20 protein-coding genes are annotated in these 21,594 nt (G+C 70.8%); 15 read left to right on the top strand and 5 right to left on the bottom strand.

Annotation, left to right across the window (positions count from 1 at the left end):
• The first annotated feature begins 51 nt into the window (after positions 1–51).
• Positions 52–1,359, top strand: a complete 1,308-nt coding sequence (locus tag A949_RS0118055; RefSeq protein WP_019357427.1) for a sensor histidine kinase — start codon at positions 52–54, stop codon at positions 1,357–1,359.
• Positions 1,356–2,045: a response regulator gene (locus tag A949_RS0118050; RefSeq protein WP_019357426.1), complete on the top strand. Its 690-nt coding sequence runs from the start codon at positions 1,356–1,358 to the stop codon at positions 2,043–2,045. The genes A949_RS0118055 and A949_RS0118050 overlap by 4 nt, the downstream gene beginning before the upstream one ends.
• Before the next feature lie 81 nt (positions 2,046–2,126).
• Here the strand turns inward: A949_RS0118050 and A949_RS0118045 are convergent, their stop codons facing one another.
• Positions 2,127–3,101: a carbohydrate kinase family protein gene (locus tag A949_RS0118045; protein WP_019357425.1), complete on the bottom strand. Its 975-nt coding sequence runs from the start codon at positions 3,099–3,101 to the stop codon at positions 2,127–2,129.
• 162 nt (positions 3,102–3,263) lie between these two features.
• On the opposite strand from A949_RS0118045, the gene A949_RS0118040 reads away from it, so the two are divergent.
• Entirely contained in the window at positions 3,264–3,476 is a 213-nt protein-coding gene (locus A949_RS0118040) for a hypothetical protein (protein ID WP_026004780.1), read from the top strand.
• Between the two features lie 174 nt (positions 3,477–3,650).
• Positions 3,651–5,060, top strand: a complete 1,410-nt coding sequence (locus A949_RS0118035; protein WP_019357423.1) for a hypothetical protein — start codon at positions 3,651–3,653, stop codon at positions 5,058–5,060.
• Positions 5,061–5,193: 133 nt separating this feature from the next.
• On the opposite strand, the gene A949_RS0118030 is transcribed toward A949_RS0118035, so the two are convergent.
• On the bottom strand, positions 5,194–5,547 hold the full coding sequence (locus A949_RS0118030) for a HesB/IscA family protein (RefSeq protein WP_019357422.1): 354 nt from the start codon (positions 5,545–5,547) through the stop codon (positions 5,194–5,196).
• Between the two features lie 306 nt (positions 5,548–5,853).
• On the opposite strand from A949_RS0118030, the gene nadA reads away from it, so the two are divergent.
• On the top strand, positions 5,854–7,032 hold the full coding sequence (gene nadA, locus A949_RS0118025; protein ID WP_019357421.1) for a quinolinate synthase NadA: 1,179 nt from the start codon (positions 5,854–5,856) through the stop codon (positions 7,030–7,032).
• Positions 7,033–7,152: 120 nt separating this feature from the next.
• Positions 7,153–8,034, top strand: coding sequence for a GNAT family N-acetyltransferase (locus A949_RS0118020; protein WP_019357420.1), 882 nt, complete (start codon positions 7,153–7,155; stop codon positions 8,032–8,034).
• A gap of 27 nt (positions 8,035–8,061) precedes the next feature.
• Here the strand turns inward: A949_RS0118020 and A949_RS0118015 are convergent, their stop codons facing one another.
• Complete coding sequence (locus tag A949_RS0118015; protein ID WP_019357419.1) at positions 8,062–9,522, bottom strand: cysteine desulfurase/sulfurtransferase TusA family protein; 1,461 nt, start codon at positions 9,520–9,522, stop codon at positions 8,062–8,064.
• Positions 9,523–9,800: 278 nt separating this feature from the next.
• On the opposite strand from A949_RS0118015, the gene ctaC reads away from it, so the two are divergent.
• From ctaC to A949_RS0117995, 4 genes are all read left to right on the top strand, one after another.
• Positions 9,801–10,814 carry an aa3-type cytochrome oxidase subunit II gene (ctaC, locus tag A949_RS0118010; protein WP_430523549.1) on the top strand — a complete coding sequence of 338 codons (1,014 nt, stop codon included), beginning with the start codon at positions 9,801–9,803 and terminating at the stop codon, positions 10,812–10,814.
• Positions 10,811–12,541: an aa3-type cytochrome oxidase subunit I gene (gene ctaD, locus A949_RS0118005; protein ID WP_019357417.1), complete on the top strand. Its 1,731-nt coding sequence runs from the start codon at positions 10,811–10,813 to the stop codon at positions 12,539–12,541. Before ctaC ends, ctaD begins: the two co-directional genes overlap by 4 nt.
• Positions 12,538–12,936, top strand: coding sequence for a cytochrome c oxidase subunit 4 (locus A949_RS0118000; RefSeq protein WP_019357416.1), 399 nt, complete (start codon positions 12,538–12,540; stop codon positions 12,934–12,936). The genes ctaD and A949_RS0118000 overlap by 4 nt, the downstream gene beginning before the upstream one ends.
• Positions 12,937–13,077: 141 nt before the next feature.
• Entirely contained in the window at positions 13,078–14,370 is a 1,293-nt protein-coding gene (locus tag A949_RS0117995; protein ID WP_019357415.1) for a L,D-transpeptidase, read from the top strand.
• Positions 14,371–14,463: 93 nt separating this feature from the next.
• On the opposite strand, the gene A949_RS0117990 is transcribed toward A949_RS0117995, so the two are convergent.
• Complete coding sequence (locus A949_RS0117990) at positions 14,464–14,877, bottom strand: hypothetical protein (protein ID WP_019357414.1); 414 nt, start codon at positions 14,875–14,877, stop codon at positions 14,464–14,466.
• 240 nt (positions 14,878–15,117) lie between these two features.
• Between A949_RS0117990 and ctaE the strand changes: the two genes are divergently transcribed.
• The 5 genes from ctaE to trpD all read left to right on the top strand — a co-directional run bounded on the left by ctaE (position 15,118) and on the right by trpD (position 20,621).
• The gene (ctaE, locus tag A949_RS0117985) at positions 15,118–15,735 is read left to right on the top strand and encodes an aa3-type cytochrome oxidase subunit III (protein WP_026004777.1); all 618 of its coding nucleotides are present in this window, start codon (positions 15,118–15,120) and stop codon (positions 15,733–15,735) included.
• Positions 15,736–15,841: 106 nt separating this feature from the next.
• The gene (gene qcrC, locus A949_RS0117980; protein ID WP_019357412.1) at positions 15,842–16,654 is read left to right on the top strand and encodes a cytochrome bc1 complex diheme cytochrome c subunit; all 813 of its coding nucleotides are present in this window, start codon (positions 15,842–15,844) and stop codon (positions 16,652–16,654) included.
• Positions 16,651–17,718 carry a cytochrome bc1 complex Rieske iron-sulfur subunit gene (qcrA, locus tag A949_RS0117975; protein WP_026004776.1) on the top strand — a complete coding sequence of 356 codons (1,068 nt, stop codon included), beginning with the start codon at positions 16,651–16,653 and terminating at the stop codon, positions 17,716–17,718. Before qcrC ends, qcrA begins: the two co-directional genes overlap by 4 nt.
• Positions 17,715–19,367 carry a cytochrome bc1 complex cytochrome b subunit gene (gene qcrB / locus A949_RS0117970; protein ID WP_019357410.1) on the top strand — a complete coding sequence of 551 codons (1,653 nt, stop codon included), beginning with the start codon at positions 17,715–17,717 and terminating at the stop codon, positions 19,365–19,367. The genes qcrA and qcrB overlap by 4 nt, the downstream gene beginning before the upstream one ends.
• A gap of 186 nt (positions 19,368–19,553) precedes the next feature.
• Complete coding sequence (gene trpD, locus A949_RS0117965; protein ID WP_019357409.1) at positions 19,554–20,621, top strand: anthranilate phosphoribosyltransferase; 1,068 nt, start codon at positions 19,554–19,556, stop codon at positions 20,619–20,621.
• Positions 20,622–20,727: 106 nt separating this feature from the next.
• Here the strand turns inward: trpD and A949_RS0117960 are convergent, their stop codons facing one another.
• Complete coding sequence (locus A949_RS0117960; RefSeq protein ID WP_019357408.1) at positions 20,728–21,219, bottom strand: VOC family protein; 492 nt, start codon at positions 21,217–21,219, stop codon at positions 20,728–20,730.
• Between the last annotated feature and the right edge of the window lie 375 nt (positions 21,220–21,594).

The raw sequence follows: 21,594 nt of genomic DNA, 5'->3' as shown, positions 1-21,594 counted from the left end.
GACCCGCACGCAGACCACGACGGCACACACACCAGGAGAGCCGGGCATACGGTGCCTGCTGTAACCCTCCGCGACATCCGCGAGCGACTCCGCGCGCATCCCCACGCGGTCGACGCCCTCATCGCTGTCGGGACCTTCTGCTGCATCCTTCTCGGCGCCTCGACCGAGCCGCACGGCCCCGACGGCCAGCCGCGGTTCGCGGAGCGCGAGATCAGCGGGCAGACGGTGCTGCTGGCGGCGCTCTCCTGCGGGGTGCTGGCGCTGCGCCGCCGGGCTCCGATGCCGGTGTTGGCGCTGACCGGGGCGATATCGGTCCTCGCGCTCGCCGCGGGCGAGGGGCCCACCGGCGGTTCGGCGCCCGAGGCGCCGCTCGTCTCGGCCGCCGTCATCGCGCTCTACACCGTCAGCAACACCACCGACCGCCGTACCAGCTGGCAGGTCGGAGCGGTCAGCGTCGGTGTGCTCACCGGCGCGAGCATGCTCTTCGGAGCCCGGCCGTGGTACGCGCAGGAGAATCTCGGCATCTTCGCCTGGACCGCGCTGGCCGCCGCCGTCGGCGAGGCCGTGCGCAACCGGCGTGCCTTCGTCGACGCCATCCAGGAGCGGGCCGAGCGCGCCGAGCGTACCCGTGAGGAGGAGGCCAGGCGGCGGGTCGCCGAGGAGCGGATGCGCATCGCCCGCGAGCTGCACGACGTGGTCGCCCACCACATCGCCCTGGTCAACGTCCAGGCCGGGGTGGCCTCGCACGTCATGGACCGGCGTCCGGACCAGGCCAAGCAGGCGCTGTCCCATGTGCGGGACGCCAGCCGGCACGCCCTGGCCGAACTCCAGACCACCGTGGGGCTGCTGCGCCAGTCCGGGGAGAGCACCGCGCCCACCGAGCCCGCGCCCGGGCTGGAGGTGCTGGACGACCTCGTGGACGGCTTCCGCAACGCCGGGATGTCCGTCGCCGTGGAGGCGCCGCCGCCCGCCGGGGGGCCGCCGCTCTCCTCGGCGGTCGACCTGACCGCCTACCGGGTCGTCCAGGAGGCCCTGACCAACGTGCACAAGCACGCGGGCAGCGGCGCCCACGCCGAGGTGCGGATACAGCGGGACGCGGAGGCGCTGGAGATCGTCGTCGTCGACGACGGGGCGGGCGCCACGCACACCGTCCCCGACGAAGCGGCGGATCCCGAGGACGGGGACGAGCCGGGGCGGGCCGCGGGCGGCACCGGCGGGCACGGCCTCGTCGGCATGCGGGAGCGGGCCGCCGCACTGCACGGGGTCTGCGAGACCGGGCCGCTGCCCGGCGGCGGATTCCGGGTCCACGTACGGTTGCCGCTGGAGACGACGGCGCCCCGGAAGGAGACTCCCGCATGATCCGTGTCGTACTCGCCGACGACCAGGCATTGCTGCGCAGCGCCTTCCGGGTACTGGTGGACTCCGAGCCCGACATGGAAGTGGTGGGCGAGGCGGCCGACGGCACCGAGGCGGTGGCGCTGGTGCGCGAGCGGGGCGCGGACGTGGTGCTGATGGACATCCGGATGCCTGGCACCGACGGGCTGGCCGCCACCCGCGCCATCAGTGCCGACCCGGCGCTGGCCGAGGTCAGGGTCGTCATCCTGACCACGTTCGAGGTGGACGAGTACGTGGTCGCGGCGCTGCGCGCGGGGGCGTCGGGGTTCCTGGGCAAGGGCGCCGAGCCGGGGGAGCTGCTCTCCGCGGTGCGGACGGCGGCCAAGGGGGACGCGCTGCTCTCGCCGGTGGCGACCAAGGGGCTGATAGCCAGGTTCCTGGCGCAGGGCGGCGCCGCGGAGGGGGACGATCCGGCGGCCGGGGGGCGCGCGGCCCGGCTCGATGCGCTGACCGCCCGCGAGCGTGAGGTGCTGGCGCAGGTGGCAGGGGGGCTGTCCAACGACGAGATCGGCACCCGGCTCGACGTCAGCCCGCTCACCGTCAAGACCCATGTCAACCGGGCCATGGCCAAGCTCGGCGCCCGGGACCGGGCGCAGTTGGTGGTGGCCGCGTACGAGAGCGGACTGGTGCGGCCGGCCGTCCCGGAGTGACCGGCCGTCCCGGCGCGCGGCGCCGCCGCCCCGTACCACCCGCGGCGGGGCGGTAGGGGGCGGGGCCGCGGCGCTCCGGGGTCAGACCAGGTGGCCCTGGACCTCGGTGGCGGCGTCGTGTCCGTACGCCTTGGTGAAGCGCTCCATGAAGTGGACGCGCTTGAGCTCGTACTCCTGGGTGCCGACCGTCTCGATGACGAGGGTGGCGAGCATGCAGCCCACCTGTGCGGCGCGCTCCAGGCCGACGCCCCAGACCAGCGCGGAGAGGAATCCGGCGCGGAAGGCGTCGCCGACGCCCGTGGGGTCGGCCTTCTGCTTCTCCTCGGCGCAGCCGACCAGGATCGGCTCCTCGCCCGCGCGGTCGATGCGGGCGCCGTTCTTGCCGAGGGTGGTCACGCGGGTGCCCACGCGCTGGAGGACCTCCTCGTCGCTCCAGCCCGTCTTGGTCTCGATCAGCTCCTTCTCGTACTCGTTGGAGAAGAGGTAGGTGGCGCCGTCGGTCAGTGCCCGGATGCCGTCGCCGTCCATCCGCGCGATCTGCTGCGAGTAGTCGGCGGCGAAGGGGATGCCGCGGGCACGGCACTCCTCGGTGTGCCGCATCATGCCCTCGGGGTCGTCCGCCCCGATGAGGACGAGGTCGAGTTGGCCCGCCCGGTCGGCGACGTGCTTGAGCTCGATGTTCCGGGCCTCGGTCATGGCGCCGGTGTAGAACGAGCCGATCTGGTTGTTGTCCGCGTCGGTGGTGCAGACGAATCGTGCGGTGTGCGCGACCTCGGAGATGTGCACGGACTCGGTGTCCACACCGTGTCGTTCGAGCCAGGCGCGGTATTCCTCGAAGTCCTCTCCCGCCGCACCGACGAGGATCGGCTGGACACCGAGTTGGCCCATGCCGAAGGCGATGTTGGCGCCGACACCGCCTCGGCGGATGTTGAGGCCGTCGACGAGGAAGGAGAGCGAGACCGTGTGCAACTGGTCGGCGACCAGTTGGTCGGAGAAGCGCCCCGGGAAGGTCATCAGGTGGTCGTTTGCGATGGAGCCGCAGACTGCGATACGCACGACGAATTCTGCTCCTGAGAGACATCGGGTACCCCCGTACGCCCAGCGCACGAGGGGAAGGCCAGCGCCACGCTACCCGCTGGGCCCGCCGAGCCGAACAGGACACAACTACCTCATAGTAGGGTCTTCCGGGCAGGTCATCGGATCCGTAGCGTGATCCTCATGCCGAAAACAGCGCTTTTCCCGCCCGGATACGCCGAGCACGAGTCGATGGAGCAACTCCTCGGCGACTGCGCGCGGATGGCCCCGCACTGGACGGTTCCGCCCGCGGGTGCGCGGGAGCGGCACCGCGCGCCGCTGCCCGTGCTGCACGGCGTGCGGGTTCCGGTACGCTCCGCACGCCTCCTGGAGGGGATGTCCGAGTACGGCGACTGAGGCGGCCGGGCCGCTCGCCGAGCGCCCTCCTGGAACCGCCGGCTCCCGCGCCCCGTCCCACCCACGTCCCCCCTCGCATGAGGGAGCGCGCCTCTCCTCGCCCGCGGGGAGGGGTGTGCGGGAGGACCTCGCGACGAGGGAGGACCCATGGACGCGGAGCCAAAGGAGTTTTCGGTGCGTACAGACCAGTCCCCCGAGACCGAGGACCGGCCGGCCCCCCGGAGCAGGCGGCGGCGGCTCTCCGTCGCGGCCGTGGCGACCGCGGTGCTGCTGGCGGGCGGGGGCGGCGCGTACTGGGCGTCCTCCGCTTCCGGCGGCTCGGACTCCGGGAGTGCCGCAGCAGGCGGGGACGGCGGCCCTCCGAAGCTGGCGCTGGACGGCACGGCCGTGTCCGACCAGGACAGCGGCGAGGGCATCGCGCCGGGCGAGCCGATGGGACCGCGCGGCTACCGGGCCGAGGGCGAGCTGCCGGACGGTCCCGAGTCCGCCGCCGTCCGCAAGCCCGGACACCGGGTGAGCCGCGCCGAGGCGGCCCGGCTCGCGACGGCCTTCGGGATCGAGGGCGGCGTCGAGGCCGGGGCGGGCCGCTGGCAGGCGGGCGGCGACAGCAAGGGGAAGGACCCCCGGCTGACCGTCGAGCGGGGAGCCGGCGGCGGCGCGTGGACGTATCAGAACGGCGGAACGGTGCCGCTGGACGCCGATCCCGACCCCGCGCCCGGCGGCGAGCCGCTCTCCGCCGCCGAGGCGAAGAAGGCCGTGCGCCCCGCACTGCGCGCGCTCGGGCTCCAGGACGCCTCGCTGGACGCCGGGTCGCCGGTCGGCGGCACCCGTACCGTGACCGCCTCGCCCGAGGTGGCAGGTCTGCCCACGCACGGCTGGGACAGCACCTTCGTGGTGGACGACAAGGGGGCGGTCACCCGGGCGCAGGGGAACTGGAACAAGACCCGCAAGGGCGAGGCCTACCCGGTGGACAGCGCCACCGCCACGCTCGACCGGCTGAACAAGGCCGAGCAGGCGCGCGGCGGCCACCGCGAGGGGGCCCAGGGGAACGAGCCGACCAGGATCGGCGGCGCGTCGTTCGGGCTCGCGCTGGAGCGCTCGCACGGCGAGCCGCTGCTGGTGCCGGCGTGGATCTACCAGGTCAAGCGGTCGGGCGGGGGAGACCTGGAGGTCACCCATCCGGCGGTGTCGCCCGAGTACCTCGAGCCGTCGAGGACCGCGGGCCACCCTCCGGTGCCGGACGGCAGCACGGGACCGGGGAAGAAGTCCTCGCAGGCGGTCGAGTCGTACGAGGTGCACGGCCGCACGCTGGAGCTGAGCTTCTGGGGCGGGGTGTGCGACACCTACCGGGCCGAGGCGAAGGAGTCGGGGTCCGCGGTGCGGGTCTCCGTCGAGGCCGATGAGAAGAAGTCCGGCGAGGGCGACGGGAACGGCGCCGGCAAGGACGGCAAGGACGGCAAGGACGGTAAGAAGGTCTGCGTCGAGATCGCCAAACGGCAGACGGTCGAGGTGGAGCTCGACGAGAAGCTGGGCGACCGCAAGGTGCTGGACGCGCGGAACGGCGAGAAGCTGCCGAGGAAGTGAGCGCGGCGCTGCCCGTCCGGAACCGGCGAGGGCGGCGGACTCCTGGTCGGGGGGAGTCCGCCGCCCTCGCCATGGCCGTGACCGGCCGGCGCCGCCCGGTGTCCGCCGTCGGCGGCCGCCCCGGGCCGGTGGCTCAGTTGAACGAGTCGCCGCAGGCGCAGGAGCCGGTGGCGTTCGGGTTGTCGATCGTGAAGCCCTGCTTCTCGATGGTGTCGACGAAGTCGATGGAGGCACCGCCGAGGTAGGGGGCGCTCATCCGGTCGGTGACGACCTTGACGCCACCGAAGTCCTTGACCACGTCGCCGTCGAGCGAGCGCTCGTCGAAGAAGAGCTGGTACCGCAGGCCGGAGCAGCCACCCGGCTGGACGGCGACGCGCAACGCCAGATCGTCGCGGCCCTCCTGCTCCAGCAGGCTCTTGACCTTCGCGGCGGCGGCGTCGGACAGGATGATGCCCTCGCTTACAGCGGTCTCGTCCGAAACGGACATCTGCTTCTCTCCCGGGTTGTACGGACTGCACTCTTACCGTCGGGCTAACCGGCGGCATCCCGGATTCATTCCAGGAGTGGTCACTTCATGCTCGCACACCGCCCGAGCACGTGGGAATGCGTCACATCGACGCGATGGGCATCGTCAAACTGACGTGAAGCGGCTATGATAGATAGCGTCACTTAGACGAGAATCCGTTGGGAGGCCGCACCGGGAGGCCGCGCGGGGAAGCGTGTCCCGCGCCTGACCGGTACGGCTCCGTGTGGCGCCTCCGACGCTACTGAGCTACAGAAAGGGCTGGTCCTGTTGAGTGCCGCCCAGCCGCTGGACGTGCAGCCGACCCCGCTCGCGCTGCTGCTGCTCGGCCGTGAGGCCGACCCCAGGAGCGAGCGCGGGGTCGAGTGCCCCGGCGACCTTCCCGCTCCCTCCGACCCGGACCTGGTGGCCCGGGCGCGCGCCGCGAAGGAGAAGCTCGGCGACCGTGTCTTCGTGCTCGGCCACCACTACCAGCGCGACGAGGTCATCGAGTTCGCCGATGTGACCGGTGACTCCTTCAAGCTGGCGCGGGAAGCGGCGGCCCGGCCCGAGGCCGAGTACATCGTCTTCTGCGGCGTGCACTTCATGGCCGAGTCGGCCGACATCCTCACCTCGGCGCAGCAGCGGGTGGTCCTGCCCGATCTGGCGGCCGGCTGCTCCATGGCGGACATGGCCACGGCCGAGCAGGTCGCCGAGTGCTGGGACGTGCTGACCGAGGCCGGGATCGCCGGGACGACCGTCCCGGTCTCGTACATGAACTCCTCGGCGGACATCAAGGCGTTCACCGGGCGGCACGGCGGCACCATCTGCACCTCCTCCAACGCCAAGCGGGCGCTGGAGTGGGCCTTCGGCCAGGGCGAGAAGGTGCTGTTCCTGCCCGACCAGCACCTCGGTCGCAACACCGCGGTCCGCGACATGGGCATGACGCTGGACGACTGCGTGGTCTACAACCCGCACAAGCCGAACGGCGGGCTGACCCCGCAGCAGCTCCGGGACGCCCGGATGATCCTGTGGCGCGGCCACTGCTCCGTGCACGGCCGCTTCTCGCTGGACTCGGTGCGCGAGGTGCGCGAGCGCATCCCCGGCGTCAACGTCCTGGTGCACCCGGAGTGCAAGCACGAGGTCGTCGGCGCGGCCGATCAGGTCGGCTCCACCGAGTACATCATCAAGGCCCTGGAGGCGGCTCCCGCCGGATCCAAGTGGGCCATCGGCACCGAGCTGAACCTCGTCCGGCGGCTGGCGAATCGTTTCGCCGCCGAGGACAAGGAGATCGTCTTCCTGGACCGCACCGTCTGCTTCTGCTCCACCATGAACCGCATCGACCTGCCGCACCTGGTGTGGGCCCTGGAGTCGCTGGCGGACGGCACCGTCGTCAACCGGATCGAGGTCGACGCGGAGACGGAGAAGTTCGCCAAGCTCGCCCTGGAGCGGATGCTCGCCCTGCCGTAGCGGCCGGGCCGTGGCACCGCCCCGGCCCCCGTGTGCGGGTCCCCGCCGCTGCGCTGCCGGCCCCGGCCGGCACCGCAGCGGCGCTCGCCCGGCCGCGGCGGGCTGCCGTAGCGTGCTCCGATGCTGCTGCGACCTGTCAGGGACACCGAAGACGACGCGGAGACGGTACGGACGCTGGCCGAGGCGGCGTTCGGGGCCTCGCGCGAGCTCACGGGCGACACCCCGAATCCGCGCCCCGCGGACCGCGCGGCGCTCAAGCGCGCGCAGATCCAGCACATCGTCCGGCACGACCCCGCGGGCTGCTGGATCGCCGAGGACGCCGACGGCCGGCCCGTCGGCGCCGCCCAGTCCCACATCCGCGAGGGCACCTGGGGCCTCGCCCTGCTGGTCGTGCTCCCCGGGGCGCAGGGCGGCGGCGTCGGCCGGGCCCTGCTGCGGCGCACCCTGGAATACGGCCGCGGCTGCCTGCGCGGCATCATCTGCTGCTCGCGCCACCCGGCCGCCGCGCGCGTCTACCGGCAGGCCGGATTCGCGCTGCACCCCACCATCCGGATGCGGGGCACCGTCGACCGGGCGGGACTGGGCAGCGCCGAGGGCGCCGCGGTCGAGGGCGGCCCCCGCGACCGCGATCTGCTCGACTCCGTCGACCGGCGGCTGCGCGGCGGGGCGCACGGTCCCGACCACGAATTCCTGATGCGGCACCACCGGCTGGTCGTCGCCGACGACCTGGCCGGCAGCGGCTACTGCTATCTCACCGCCGACGGGAGCAGAGTCGCCCTGCTGGGCGCCACCTCCCGGCGGATCGCCACCCGGGTGCTCACCGCGGCACTGCACGGAGTACCGGAAGGGACCGCGGTGGAGGTGCAGGACGTCACCGCCGAGCAGCAGTGGGCGGTCGACGTGGGTCTCCGCGCCGGCCTGGAGCTCCGCTCCGAGGGGTTCGTCTGCTTCCGCGGCCTGCGGCCCCCCGCGCCGTACATCCCCTCGGGGGCGTTTCTGTGACGGGGGCGCACTCCGCCACCGGTGCGCTCACCCGGTGCCGCCCGCTCTCCGCACCCGGTACTCCGTGCCCTCGGCCCCCTCGAAGGTGTGTCCGGTCATCTCGCACCAGGCCGGGATGTCGAGCCGGGCGGCCTCGTCGTCGGCCAGTACCCGCACCAGGCCACCCGCCGGAACCCGTCCCACGGCCTTGGCCAGCTCGATCACCGGCAGCGGGCACAGCGTCCCGCGCGCGTCGACGATGATCTCCCCGGCTCGTTCGGGGGGCGCCGCCCCCGCCGTGTCGCCGTCCGCGGCCGCCTCGCCGTCCGCGCCGGTGGCCCCGGCCGGCTCCGCGGCGTCCCCGGCCGCCGCGGGTGCGGCCGCTGCCCCCAGCCGGGCCCGTACCTCCGCGACGGCCCCCGGCAGTACCTGGAGGAACCGGTCCACCTCGCTCTCCGGCGTCCCCGGCGGGAGCGAGACGCGCACATTGCCCTCCGAGAGCACGCCCATGGCCCGCAGCACATGGCTCGGCGTCAGGGTGCCGGAGGTGCAGGAGGAGCCGCTGGAGACCGAGAAGCCGGCGGCGTCCAGCGCGTGCAGCAGCGCCTCGCCGTCCACGTACAGACAGGAGAAGGTCACCAGGTGCGGCAGCCGGCGCACCGGATCGCCGACGACCTCGGTGTCCGGGACCAGTCCGGGCACCCGGGCCCGGATCCGGTCCACCAGGGTCCGCAGCCGGGCGCCCTCGGCCTCGGCCTCGGCCCGTACGGCGCGCAGTGACGCGGCCGCCGCGACCACGGCGGGGATGTTCCCGAAGCCGGGGGCGGCTCCGGACTCCCGTTCGTCCACCGGCCCGGGCGGCGCGAACCGCACGCCCTTGCGCACGGCGAGCAGCCCCACCCCGGGCGGCCCTCCCCACTTGTGGGCGCTGCCGGTCAGCAGCGACCAGGGGCCCTCCACCGGCCCCCAGGGGAGTGACTGGGCCGCGTCCACCAGCAGCGGCACGCCCGCCGCGGCGCAGATCTCGGCCACCCGGGCCACCGGTTGCACGGTGCCGGCCTCGTGGTTGGCCGACTGCAGACAGGCCAGCGCGCAGTCGTCGCCGAGCGCCTGTGCCCACTCCTGTGCGTCGATCCGTCCGGTGCGGTCGACCTCCACCCGGTGCACCAGGCCGCCCGCCCGCTCGTGGGCCTCGCCCGCGTGCAGTACGGCAGAGTGTTCGACCGCGGAGACGACCAGTCGCCGCCCGGCGCGCCGCCGCGCCGTGAGTGCCCCGCCGATCCCGGTGTGCAGGGCCTGGGTACCCGAAGAGGTGAAGCGCAGTTCGTCCGGACGGCAGTCCAGCGCCTCGGCTGCCGTCTCGCGGGCCGCGTCCAGCAGCATCCGGGCGCGTCGGCCCTCGCGGTGCGGGCGTACCGGGTCGGCCCACCCCTCGTCCACCGCCGCCAGCAGCGCCTGCCGCGCGACCGGGTGGAGGGGGAGCGAGGACGCGGCATCGAAATAGGACACACTTGTACGCTACCGCCGCACCCGTCCCCGGCGTACCCGGTGCCGTTCCCGGCCGGGAAGGGGCCTGTACAGCCTCAGTTCGGGGGCGGCGCGGATGCGTCCCGGCCCATCGGGGTGGCACGCGGCGCGTTACACCCCCTCCCCGCGCGACCCCAAATGGCGTCGGCTAGGGTTTGGTCCGCATAAACATCCAAACCCCTGCCCGCGCCTGGGCCGGCGCCCGACCACGTAAGAGGGCCGCCCGACCGACGCGGGCGAGACTCTCGGGAAGGCGCTACGTGAGTCCCAACGGCTCCGACCTCCCCCACGAGCGCCCTTCGGGCGCCGTGGGAGGCACCCCCACGTCGCGGCGCCCGATGCGGCGGAAGCTGCAGCAGGCGTCGGCAGCGGGCCTGGTCCTGGCAACCGCGACCGGTTGCACATCCAAGGACTTCCCCCGTCTCGGCATGCCCACCCCGGTAACGGACGAGGCGCCGCGGATCCTCTCCCTGTGGCAGGGCTCCTGGGCGGCCGCGCTCGCCGTGGGCGTGCTGGTGTGGGGCCTGATCCTGTGGAGCGTCATCTTCCACCGGCGCTCCAGGTCCAAGGTCGAGATCCCGCCGCAGACCCGGTACAACATGCCCATCGAGGCCTTGTACACCGTGGTCCCGATCATCATCATCGCGGTGCTGTTCTACTTCACGGCCCGGGACGAGACCAAGCTTCTGGCGACCTCGAAGAAGCCCACCCACGTGATCAACGTCGTTGGTTACCAGTGGAGCTGGGGCTTCAACTACATCGAGGACGTGGACGGCGACCCCAGGACGGACGTCGACACGGACAAGGCGCTGGACAAGGAACTGAGCGCCATCCCGGACCGGATGACCAAGGGCTTCCCGAAGGGCGCCGAGGGTGTCTACACGGCGGGCACTCCGGCCGATGTGAATCCGCAGACCAAGAACCCGGGGCCCACCCTGTGGCTGCCCAAGGGCGAGAAGGTCCAGTTCATCCTGACCTCCCGGGACGTCATCCACTCCTTCTGGGCCATCCCGTTCCTGATGAAGCAGGACGTCATCCCGGGCCACGTCAACCGCTTCGAGGTGACCCCGAACAAGGAAGGCACCTACCGGGGCAAGTGTGCCGAGCTGTGCGGCGTCGACCACTCCCGGATGCTCTTCAACGTGAAGATCGTCTCCCCGGAGCGCTACCAGAAGCACCTGGAGGACCTGGCGAAGAAGGGCCAGACCGGCTACATCCCGGCGGGTACCGCCACCACGGGCGGCGCCAAGAATGCGGAGACGAATAACCCGTGAGCATCCTCAACGAACCCCAGGGTGCCGCCGCCGCGACAGCTCCGGCGACAGCCTCCGGACGGCCCAAGCGGCCAGGCCAGATCGTTGTCGACTGGATGACGACGACGGACCACAAGAAGATCGGCAGCCTGTACCTGATCACGTCGTTCGTCTTCTTCTGCGTCGGCGGCGTCATGGCGCTCCTCATGCGCGCCGAGCTCGCCCGTCCGGGCACGCAGATCATGTCGAACGAGCAGTTCAACCAGGCGTTCACCATGCATGGCACGGTCATGCTGCTGATGTTCGCCACCCCGCTGTTCGCCGGCTTCGCGAACTGGATCATGCCGCTGCAGATCGGCTCGCCCGATGTGGCCTTCCCGCGGCTGAACATGTTCGCCTACTGGCTCTATCTCTTCGGCTCGCTGATCGCGGTGGGCGGCTTCCTCACCCCGCAGGGCGCGGCCGACTTCGGGTGGTTCGCCTATTCGCCGCTGTCGGACGCGGTCCGCTCGCCGAGCGTCGGCGCCGACATGTGGATCATGGGTCTGGCTCTCTCCGGCTTCGGCACCATTCTCGGCTCGGTCAACTTCATCACCACGATCATCTGCATGCGTGCACCCGGCATGACGATGTTCCGCATGCCGATCTTCACCTGGAACGTGCTGCTGACCGGTGTGCTGGTGCTGCTGGCCTTCCCGGTGCTGGCCGCCGCGCTGTTCGCCCTGGAGGCGGACCGCAAATTCGGGGCGCACGTCTTCGACGCCGCCAACGGCGGAGCGCTGTTGTGGCAACACCTCTTCTGGTTCTTCGGCCATCCTGAGGTGTACATCATCGCGCTGCCGTTCTTCGGCATCGTCTCCGAGGTCATCCCGGTCTTCAGCCGCAAGCCGATGTTCGGCTACATCGGCCTGATCGGTGCCACCATCGCCATCGCCGGCCTCTCGGTGACGGTCTGGGCGCACCACATGTACGTGACAGGCGGCGTGCTGTTGCCGTTCTTCTCGTTCATGACGTTCCTGATCGCGGTGCCGACAGGTGTGAAGTTCTTCAACTGGATCGGCACGATGTGGAAGGGCTCGCTGTCCTTCGAGACGCCGATGCTGTGGACCATCGGCTTCCTGATCACCTTCACCTTCGGTGGTCTCACCGGCGTCATCCTGGCCTCGCCGCCGATGGACTTCCACGTCTCGGACTCGTACTTCGTCGTGGCGCACTTCCACTACGTCGTCTTCGGCACCGTGGTCTTCGCGATGTTCGCCGGCTTCCACTTCTGGTGGCCGAAGTTCACCGGCAAGATGCTGGACGAGCGGCTCGGGAAGATCACCTTCTGGACGCTGTTCATCGGCTTCCACGGCACCTTCCTGGTGCAGCACTGGCTGGGCGCCGAGGGCATGCCGCGGCGGTACGCGGACTACCTCGCGGCCGACGGCTTCACCGCGCTGAACACCATCTCCACCATCAGCTCGTTCCTGCTCGGCATGTCCATGCTGCCGTTCTTCTACAACGTGTGGAAGACGCACAAGTACGGCGAGAAGGTCGAGGTCGACGACCCCTGGGGTTACGGCCGCTCCCTCGAATGGGCGACGAGCTGCCCGCCCCCGCGGCACAACTTCCTCACGCTGCCGCGTATCCGCTCCGAATCCCCGGCCTTCGACCTGCACCACCCGGAGATCTCCGCGCTCGACGAGCTGGAGAACGTGGGCAGGGAAGACAAGGCGCTCGCCGGCAGCAAGGAGGCCGGGAAGTGAAGATCCAGGGCAAGATGTTCCTGTGGCTGTCGGTCTTCCTGCTGGCAGTCGCCATCACCTACGGGCTCTGGTCGAAGGAGCCGGTGGGCACCACCGGCCTCTTCCTGGCCTTCGGCCTGTCGATCATGATCGGCTACTACCTGGCGTTCACCGCGCGCCGGGTGGACACCGGGGCGCAGGACAACAAAGAGGCGGATGTCGCCGACGACGCCGGCGAGCTGGGCTTCTTCAGCCCGTGGAGCTGGCAGCCGCTGGCCCTGGGCCTCGGCGGCGCCTTCGCCTTCCTGGGCGTGGCCATCGGCTGGTGGCTGGTCTACGTCTCGGCACCGCTGCTGCTGATCGGCCTGTTCGGCTGGGTGTTCGAGTACTACCACGGCGAGAGCCGCACCCAGTAGCCGCTGAGCCGGCCGCGGAGCGGTCCGGCGGAACAGCGTCACAACCGAAGAGCAAGGACCGGCCCCCCGACACTCCGGGGGGCCGACCCGTTTGTACGCACTCAGCGAGCCCGAAATGACGATTCTTCATATTTTGGGCACATGAGCCACAGCCATAACACCGCGATAGCCGAGGGGGTCCTCACCCCCCGCACCGTCTCCCGCAAGCACAAGCGCCGGGTGGTCCGCAGCTGCGCCCTGCTGCTGGCGCCCCTCTCCGTGGGGCTCGCCGCCTGCAGCGGGGGCAGCGACGGGAGTTCGCTCGCCTCCGCCCCCTACGACGCCACGGACGCCGTCGCCGTCAACGCCGACGCCGACAGCAAGGACGTCGACCCGGACAAGGCGCTGGAGGTCACCGCCCAGCACGGCGACACCCTCACCGACATCTTCGCCAGCGACGCCTCGGGCCATGTGGTCCAGGGCGAGCTGTCCGAGGACGGCAAGCACTGGCGCAGCACCGGGCCACTTGCCGCCGATGCCCGCTACACCCTCAAGGTCAGCACCGAGAACGACGAGGGCGCCCCAGGGCGGCGCACAGTGCACTTCCGGACCAAGGCGGCCTCCAAGCACCTGAGCGTCAAGCTGGGCCCGGACAACGGCACCTACGGCGTCGGGCAGCCGCTCACGGCGAAGCTGGGCCGGGCCATCAAGAAGCCCGCGCAGCGGGAGCTGGTGGAGCGTGCACTGAAGGTGAAGTCCACCCCCCATGTGGACGGCTCCTGGCACTGGGTGAACAGCAAGGAGCTGCACTACCGGCCCCGCTCCTACTGGCCCGCGCACGCCTCCATCACACTCCGCTCCTCACTCGAAGGGCTGAAGGTGCGCAACGGTCTCTACGGCGGGAGGACCGACCCCGTCCGGATGCGGACCGGGGACCGAATAGAAGCGATCACCGATGCCTCGTCCCTGGTCATGAAGGTCAAGAAGAACGGGAAGACCATCCGCACCATCCCCGTGACCACCGGGAAGTCGGGCTACGAGACCCGCAACGGCATCAAGGTGATCCTCACCAAGGAGCCCTACGTCCGGATGACCAGCGCCAGCATCGGCGCCGGGGACTTCTACGACCTGGGGGTCCACTGGGCCACCCGGCTCACCAACAGCGGCGAGTACGTGCACGGCGCCCCCTGGTCGGTCGCCTCCCAGGGCGTGTCCAACACCAGCCACGGCTGCACCGGGATGAGCAGCTCGAACGCGAAGTGGTTCTTCGACCACGTCCGGCAGGGCGACATCGTCCAGCACGTCAACACGGCCGGCGACCGGATGGCGCCCTTCGGCAACGGCTTCGGCGACTGGAACCTGGGCTGGAAGAAGTGGCGCGCGGGCAGTGCCGTCAGCACCAAGCCCGTCGGCAGCGGCCCCGCGGACGCCGCGCGGCTGCGTCCTTCGGTGTGACCCACCCCGCAGGGGAACGGAACGACGCGCCCGTGCATCCCTCGAACGAGGGGTGCACGGGCGCGTCACTTGCCGAAGGGGCCCTGCCGGGGCTCAGGCGCGGGCCAGGTCGCTCCTGGCGGCGCGGTCCCGCAGCAGCCCGGCCAGCGCGTCGGCCAGCGCGAGTGGGTCCACCGGGTGCGAGACCGCCGCCTCGGCCCGGCTCCAGGTCGCCAGCCAGGCGTCCTGCGGCCTGCCGATCAGCAGCAGCACCGGGGGACAGTCGAAGATCTCGTCCTTGATCTGCCGGCACACGCCCATGCCGCCCGCCGGGGCGGTCTCGCCGTCCAGCACGCAGGCGTCCACGTGCAGCTCCTCCAGGGTGGAGAGCACGGCCGGCAGGGTGGCGCACTCCACATAACGGATCTCGGGCACATCGGTTGCGGGCCTGCGGCCTGCTGCGAGCCGCACCTGCTCGCGGGTGGTGGCGTTGTCGCTGTAGACCAGCACCGTGGCGGTCGGCTGCATCGTTCCTCCGCGTCCGTATCGGGTGAACCGCTGACGCACCGGGCGGCTTCGGGCACATTCCGCGGTGGCGCCGCTCGGATGCTACTCCCTCCGACGCACCGTCAACACCGGTCGGCGCGCACCGGTGCCCGGGAACCGGGGCCGCCACCGGGATCGTCGTCCCTGGTTACAGCCCGGCCGCCGGGTACGGACACACCGAACGGCACCCCCGAAGTGAGGCCGGGATAAGCGACCGACATAATGTCGGTCGTGGCGACAGCAACAGCAGTAGAAACCGGGCACGCACACCCGTCGGTCAACCGGCCGAACCTCACCAGCGTCGGAACCATCATCTGGCTGAGTTCCGAGCTGATGTTCTTCGCGGCCCTCTTCGCGATGTACTTCACCCTTCGGTCGGTGACCGGCGCCGAGTACTGGAAGGAGCATGCCTCCGAGCTGAATCTTCCCTTCGCGGCGACGAACACCACGATCCTCGTGCTCTCCTCGCTCACCTGCCAGCTCGGCGTCTTCGCCGCCGAGCGCGGTGACGTGAAGAAGCTCCGCGCGTGGTTCGTCGTCACCTTCATCATGGGTGCGATCTTTATCGGCGGCCAGGTCTTCGAATACACGGAGCTGGTCAAGGAGGGCACCTCACTCTCCTCGAGTCCGTACGGATCGGTGTTCTACCTGACCACCGGGTTCCACGGCATGCACGTGACAGGTGGTCTGATCGCCTTCCTGTTCGTCCTGGGGCGCACCTATGCGGCCAGGCGGTTCACTCACCACCAGGCCACCGCCGCCATCGTCGTGTCCTACTACTGGCACTTCGTCGATGTCGTCTGGATCGGCCTCTTCGCCACGATCTACCTGATCCGGTAACGGGCCGGGGCGCGGTCCCGCCGCGCGCACCGTGCCGCGCAGGCGGACCACGGAACAGACGGACAGACACAGCATCGACGAGAAGATCCTGACACCGGGGTAATCCGTGAAAAAGCTCTCCGCACGACGGCGCCATCCGCTGGCGGCGCTCGTCGTTCTACTCTTCGCGCTGGCGGCCACCGGGGGGCTGTACACCGCGTTCGCTCCCGCGGGCGAGGCCAAGGCCGAGCAGGAGTCGACCCAGTCCCTCGCCATCGAGGAGGGCAAGAAGCTCTACGCCACCGGGTGCTCCAGCTGCCACGGGACCGGCGGCCAGGGGACCAGTGACGGTCCCAGCCTGGTCGGTGTCGGGGCCGCGGCGGTGGACTTCCAGGTCGGCACCGGCCGGATGCCGGCCCAGCAGCCCGGCGCCCAGGTGCCCAAGAAGAAGAGGATCTACGACCAGGACGAGATCAACCAGCTCGCCGCGTACGTCGCCTCGCTGGGTTCGGGCCCGAGTCAGCCCACCAAGGAGATGTACGACCCGGCCGGCGCCGACATCGCCAGGGGCGGGGAACTCTTCCGCACCAACTGTTCGCAGTGCCACAACTTCACCGGTGAGGGCGGCGCACTCACCCACGGCAAGTACGCCCCCGACCTCGGCGACGTCGACCCCAAGCACCTCTACGAGGCCATGCAGACGGGCCCCCAGAACATGCCGTCCTTCACCGACGGCGCCCTTCCCGAGAAGGACAAGCGGGACATCGTCGCGTATGTGAAGGAGGTCAACAGCGGCAAGTCGGAGAGCCCCGGTGGGTTCAAGCTCGGTGGGTTCGGCCCGGTCGCCGAGGGCATGTTCGCCTGGGTCTTCGGTCTCGGCGTGCTGATCGCCGTCGCTGTCTGGGTCGCCGCTCGGACCGCAAAGGCCAAGAAGTCATGAGTAGCGAGACTGGACCGGACGAGAACGTGTCAGACGAGAACCTGCCCGCTGAGCAGGAAACGGCCCACGGTGCGGAAGTCGCCGCGGGCGACCCCTTCGTGGATCCTGGACTGCCGCCGCACGAGCACCGCATCCAGGACATCGACGAGCGGGCGGCCAAGCGCTCCGAGCGCACCGTCGCCTTCCTCTTCACCCTGTCGATGCTCGCCACGGTGGGCTTCATCGCCTCCTTCGTGGCCTTCCCGATCGACAAGATCATCTATGTCTGGCCGCTCGGGCACATCAGCGCGCTGAACCTCTCCCTCGGCCTCACCCTCGGTGTCGCCCTGTTCTGCATCGGCGCCGGAGCGGTCCACTGGGCCCGCACGCTGATGTCGGACGAGGAGATGGTCGACGAGCGGCACGCCGTCGCCGCGCCCCCCGAGGTCCGCGAGAAGGTCTTCGCCGACTTCAAGCAGGGCGCCAAGGAGTCCGCGCTCGGCCGCCGGAAACTGATCCGGAACACGATGTTCGGTGCCGTGGCCCTGGTGCCGCTCTCCGGCGTCGTCCTGCTCCGCGACCTGGGCCCGCTGCCCGGGGACAAGCTGCGGCACACGGCCTGGAAGAAGGGCAAGCTGCTCGTCAACGAGAACACGAACGAGCCGCTGCGTCCGGAGGACATCGCCGTCGGCTCGCTCACCTTCGCCAAGCCCGAGGGCCTGGAGGAGGACGACGAGGAGTTCCAGAAGGAGATCGCCAAGGCCGCGCTGATGATCATTCGGCTGGAGCCGAGCGACATCAAGGACAAGCGCGAGCTGGACTGGTCGCACGAGGGCATCGTGGCCTTCTCGAAGATCTGCACCCACGTGGGCTGCCCGGTCAGCCTCTACGAGCAGCAGACCCACCACGTCCTGTGCCCGTGCCACCAGTCGACCTTCGACCTGTCCGACGGTGCGCGCGTGCTGTTCGGTCCGGCCGGCCACCCGCTGCCGCAGCTCGACATCAGCGTCAACAAGGACGGCTACCTCGAAGCGCAGGGCGACTTCGCGGAGCCCGTCGGTCCGGCCTTCTGGGAGCGCGGATGAGTACTGCAACCGAGACCCCGGGCAGCGCGGCTGCCGAGGGCAAGAAGAAGGCACCCGCAGGTGAGCGGGTCGCCGACTGGGCCGACGGACGGCTGGGGATCTACAGCCTCGCCAAGGCCAACATGCGCAAGATCTTCCCGGACCACTGGTCCTTCATGCTGGGTGAGGTCGCGCTCTACAGCTTCATCATCATCATCCTGACCGGTGTCTACCTGACGCTGTTCTTCCACCCGTCGATGAACGAGGTGGAGTACCACGGCGCGTACACGCCGATGCAGGGCGTCCGGATGTCCGAGGCGTTCGCCTCGACCATGGACATCAGCTTCGACGTGCGCGGTGGTCTGCTGGTGCGGCAGATCCACCACTGGGCGGCGCTGATCTTCCTGGCGGCGATGTTCGTGCACATGATGCGCGTCTTCTTCACCGGGGCGTTCCGCAAGCCGCGCGAGGTCAACTGGGTCTTCGGGTTCCTGCTCTTCGTGCTGGGCATGTTCACCGGCTTCACCGGCTACTCGCTCCCGGACGACCTGCTCTCCGGCACCGGTGTGCGGTTCATGGAAGGTGCGATCCTCGGGACACCGATTGTCGGCACCTACGTGTCGATGTTCCTCTTCGGCGGGGAGTTCCCGGGGCACGACTTCGTGGCCAGGTTCTACTCGGCCCACATCCTGCTGCTGCCGGGCATCATGCTCGGACTGCTGGTGGCGCACCTGATCCTGGTCTTCTACCACAAGCACACCCAGTTCGCGGGTCCCGGCCGGAAGAACTCCAACGTGGTCGGCATGCCGCTGCTGCCGGTCTACATGGCCAAGGCGGGAGGCTTCTTCTTCCTGGTCTTCGGCGTGATCTCGGCCATCGCGGCGCTCTTCACGATCAACCCGATCTGGGTGCTGGGCCCCTACCGGCCGGACCAGGTCTCCACCAACGCGCAGCCCGACTGGTACATGGGCTTCTCCGAGGGCCTGATCCGGGTGATGCCCGGCTGGGAGATCAACCTGTGGGGCCACACGCTGGTACCCGGTGTGGCCATCCCACTGATGATCGTCTTCCCGCTGGTCCTCGTCGCGATCGCGGTCTACCCGTTCATCGAGGCGTGGGTCACCGGCGACAAGCGCGAGCACCACATCGCCGACCGGCCGCGCAACGCGCCGACCCGGACCGGCTTCGGGGCGGCGTGGATCGCCTGGTACTTCGTGCTCCTGGTCGGCGGCGGCAACGACCTGTGGGCGACGCACTTCAACCTGTCGATCAACGCGATCACCTGGTTCGTCCGCGTCGGGTTCTTCGTGGTGCCGGTCCTGGTCTTCTGGGTCACCCGGCGGATCTGCCTGGGCCTGCAGCGCAAGGACCGGGAGAAGGTCCTGCACGGCAGGGAGACCGGCACGATCAAGCGGCTGCCGCACGGCGAGTTCGTCGAGATCCACGAGCCGCTCTCCCAGGAGCAGCTGCACTCGCTCACCGCGCACGACCAGTACCGGCCGCTGGAGGTCGGCCCCGGCACCGACGAGAACGGCGTCGAGCGGAAGATCTCCCGCGGGCGGAAGCTGCGCGCCAAGCTCTCGAAGGGCTACTTCGGGGAGTCGGGACAGATCCCCAAGCCCACCCGCGAGGAGTACCGCGAGGTCGAGAGCGGGCACGGGCACCACTGACCGGTTCGCGCAACCGGACACGCCACACCGGAGGGTCCACGGGTACGCCCGTGGGCCCCTTCCGGCGTTCCGGGCACCGCCTGCGCGGCTCCTGCCCGCAGGTCGGACGGATGACCGGGCGAGCCCCCGGAATCGGTAGGGTGACCCGCACACACGCGTCGGTTCTATCGCCAGGAAGTGGTCCCCATGAGCGCTGCTGTCCCCGCCGGAGGCGACACCGCGGCGGCGCGCACCTGGCCCGATGTGCTGAGTGCCCTGCTGGCGGGCGAGGACCTGAGCGCCGACGCCACGGCCTGGGCGATGGACCGGATCATGCGGGGCGAGGCGAGCGACGTGCAGATCGCGGGCTTCGCCGTGGCGCTGCGGGCCAAGGGCGAGACGGTCGAGGAGATCTCGGGCCTGGTGCGGGCGATGTATGCGCACGCCCGCACGATCGAGGTGCCCGGCCGCACCGTCGACATCGTCGGCACCGGCGGCGACCGGGCGAAGACCGTCAACATCTCCACCATGTCGGCGATCGTCGTCGCCGGCACCGGCGCCAGGGTCGTCAAGCACGGCAACCGTGCCTCGAGCAGCGCCAGCGGCGCCTCGGACGTGCTGGAGAAGCTCGGCGTCAACCTGGAGCTGCCGCCCGACCGGGTCGCCGGGATGGCGGACGAGGCGGGGATCACGTTCTGCTTCGCGGTCAGGTTCCACCCCGCGCTGCGGCACGTGGCCGTGGCCCGCAAGGAGCTGGGGGTCGCCACCCCCTTCAACTTCCTCGGCCCGCTCACCAACCCCGCCCGGGTCGGCGCCCAGGCGACGGGGGTCGCCGACGCGCGGATGGCGCCGATCGTGGCCGGGGTGCTGGCGGCCCGCGGCTCCTCGGCACTGGTCTTCCGGGGGGACGACGGACTGGACGAGCTGACGACGACGGCGACCTCCACCGTGTGGACCGTCCGCGACGGCACCGTGCGGGAGGAGACCTTCGACCCCCGGGACGTGGGCGTCGAACTGGTGCCGGTGGAGGCGCTGCGGGGCGCGGACGCGGCCTACAACGCCGATGTCGCGCGCCGGCTGCTGGAGGGGGAGCGTGGTCCCGTGCGGGACGCCGTGCTGCTCAATTCCGCCGCCGCGCTGGCGGCGCTGGACCCGACCGACGCCCCGCTGAGCGAGCAGATCGCCGCGGGGATGGCCCGCGCCGCCGAGTCGCTCGACTCGGGCGCGGCGCGTGCGGTGCTGGAGCGGTGGGTGGCGGCCAGCAACCGCGCCTAGGACGGCCCGGGAGACGGCCGCCCGCCGCCGGCCCCGGCGGCGGGCGGGCGCGGTCCGGCCCGGTTTCCGGCCCGGGCCGCGCACACCGCGAGCGGCCACCCGCCGCTCAGGCGGATCCCTGCCGCACGGCCTCCTCCAGCGCGTTCAGGTCCAGCTTCCGCATCCGGAGCATGGCGCGGGTGGCCGGTTCGGACACCTTCGGGTCCGGGGAGCCGACCAGTTCCAGCAGCCGGCGCGGCACGATCTGCCAGGAGAGGCCGTACTTGTCCTTGAGCCAGCCGCACGGTCCCTCCTGCCCTCCCTCGGCGGTCAGCTTGGCCCACAGGTCGTCCACCTCGTCCTGTGTCTCGCAGTCCACCTGCAGCGAGACCGCCTCGGTGAAGGAGAACTGCGGGCCGCCGTTGAGCGCCACGAACTGCTGCCCGGCCAGCTCGAAGACGACCGTCATGACCGAGCCCGTCTCGCCGGGGGCGGCGTCGTTGTAGTGGGTCACCTCCACGACGCGGGAGCCGGCGAAGAGGGAGACGTAGAACCGCGCCGCCTCCTCGGCCTGCCCGTCGTACCACAGGAACGTCTTGATCTTCTGCGGCTGCATCATGGTGTTGCCTCCTGAGCGATCGGTGCGGCCGGCCGGGGTACCGGGCCGGCCGCCGGGGTGTCCTCGCAGGAGAGACCGGCCGCGGCGCCGGAATTCATCGGCCCCGCGGCGAGATGTCCTCACACCGTCCCCGCGGGCCGAGTGAGCACTCCCTTTCGTGTGCGTTACGGGGCCGCCCGGAGGCGGTAACGGCCCGCTCCTAGCATCGGTGTTCCTTCCAGCGGACAGGAGACGATGTGCGAGCACGGTGGATCACCCGATGGGAGCCGGAGGACCCGGGCTTCTGGGCGAGCGAGGGACGGCGCACGGCGCGGCGCAACCTGTGGCTGTCCGTGTTCGCCGAGCACATCGGGTTCGCGGTCTGGAGCCTGTGGT

Source organism: Streptomyces sp. AA1529 (assembly GCF_000280905.1).
GTDB lineage: Bacteria > Actinomycetota > Actinomycetes > Streptomycetales > Streptomycetaceae > Streptomyces.
Note: the sequence above shows the minus strand (reverse complement) of the source record. Positions and strands in the feature narration are given on the sequence as shown.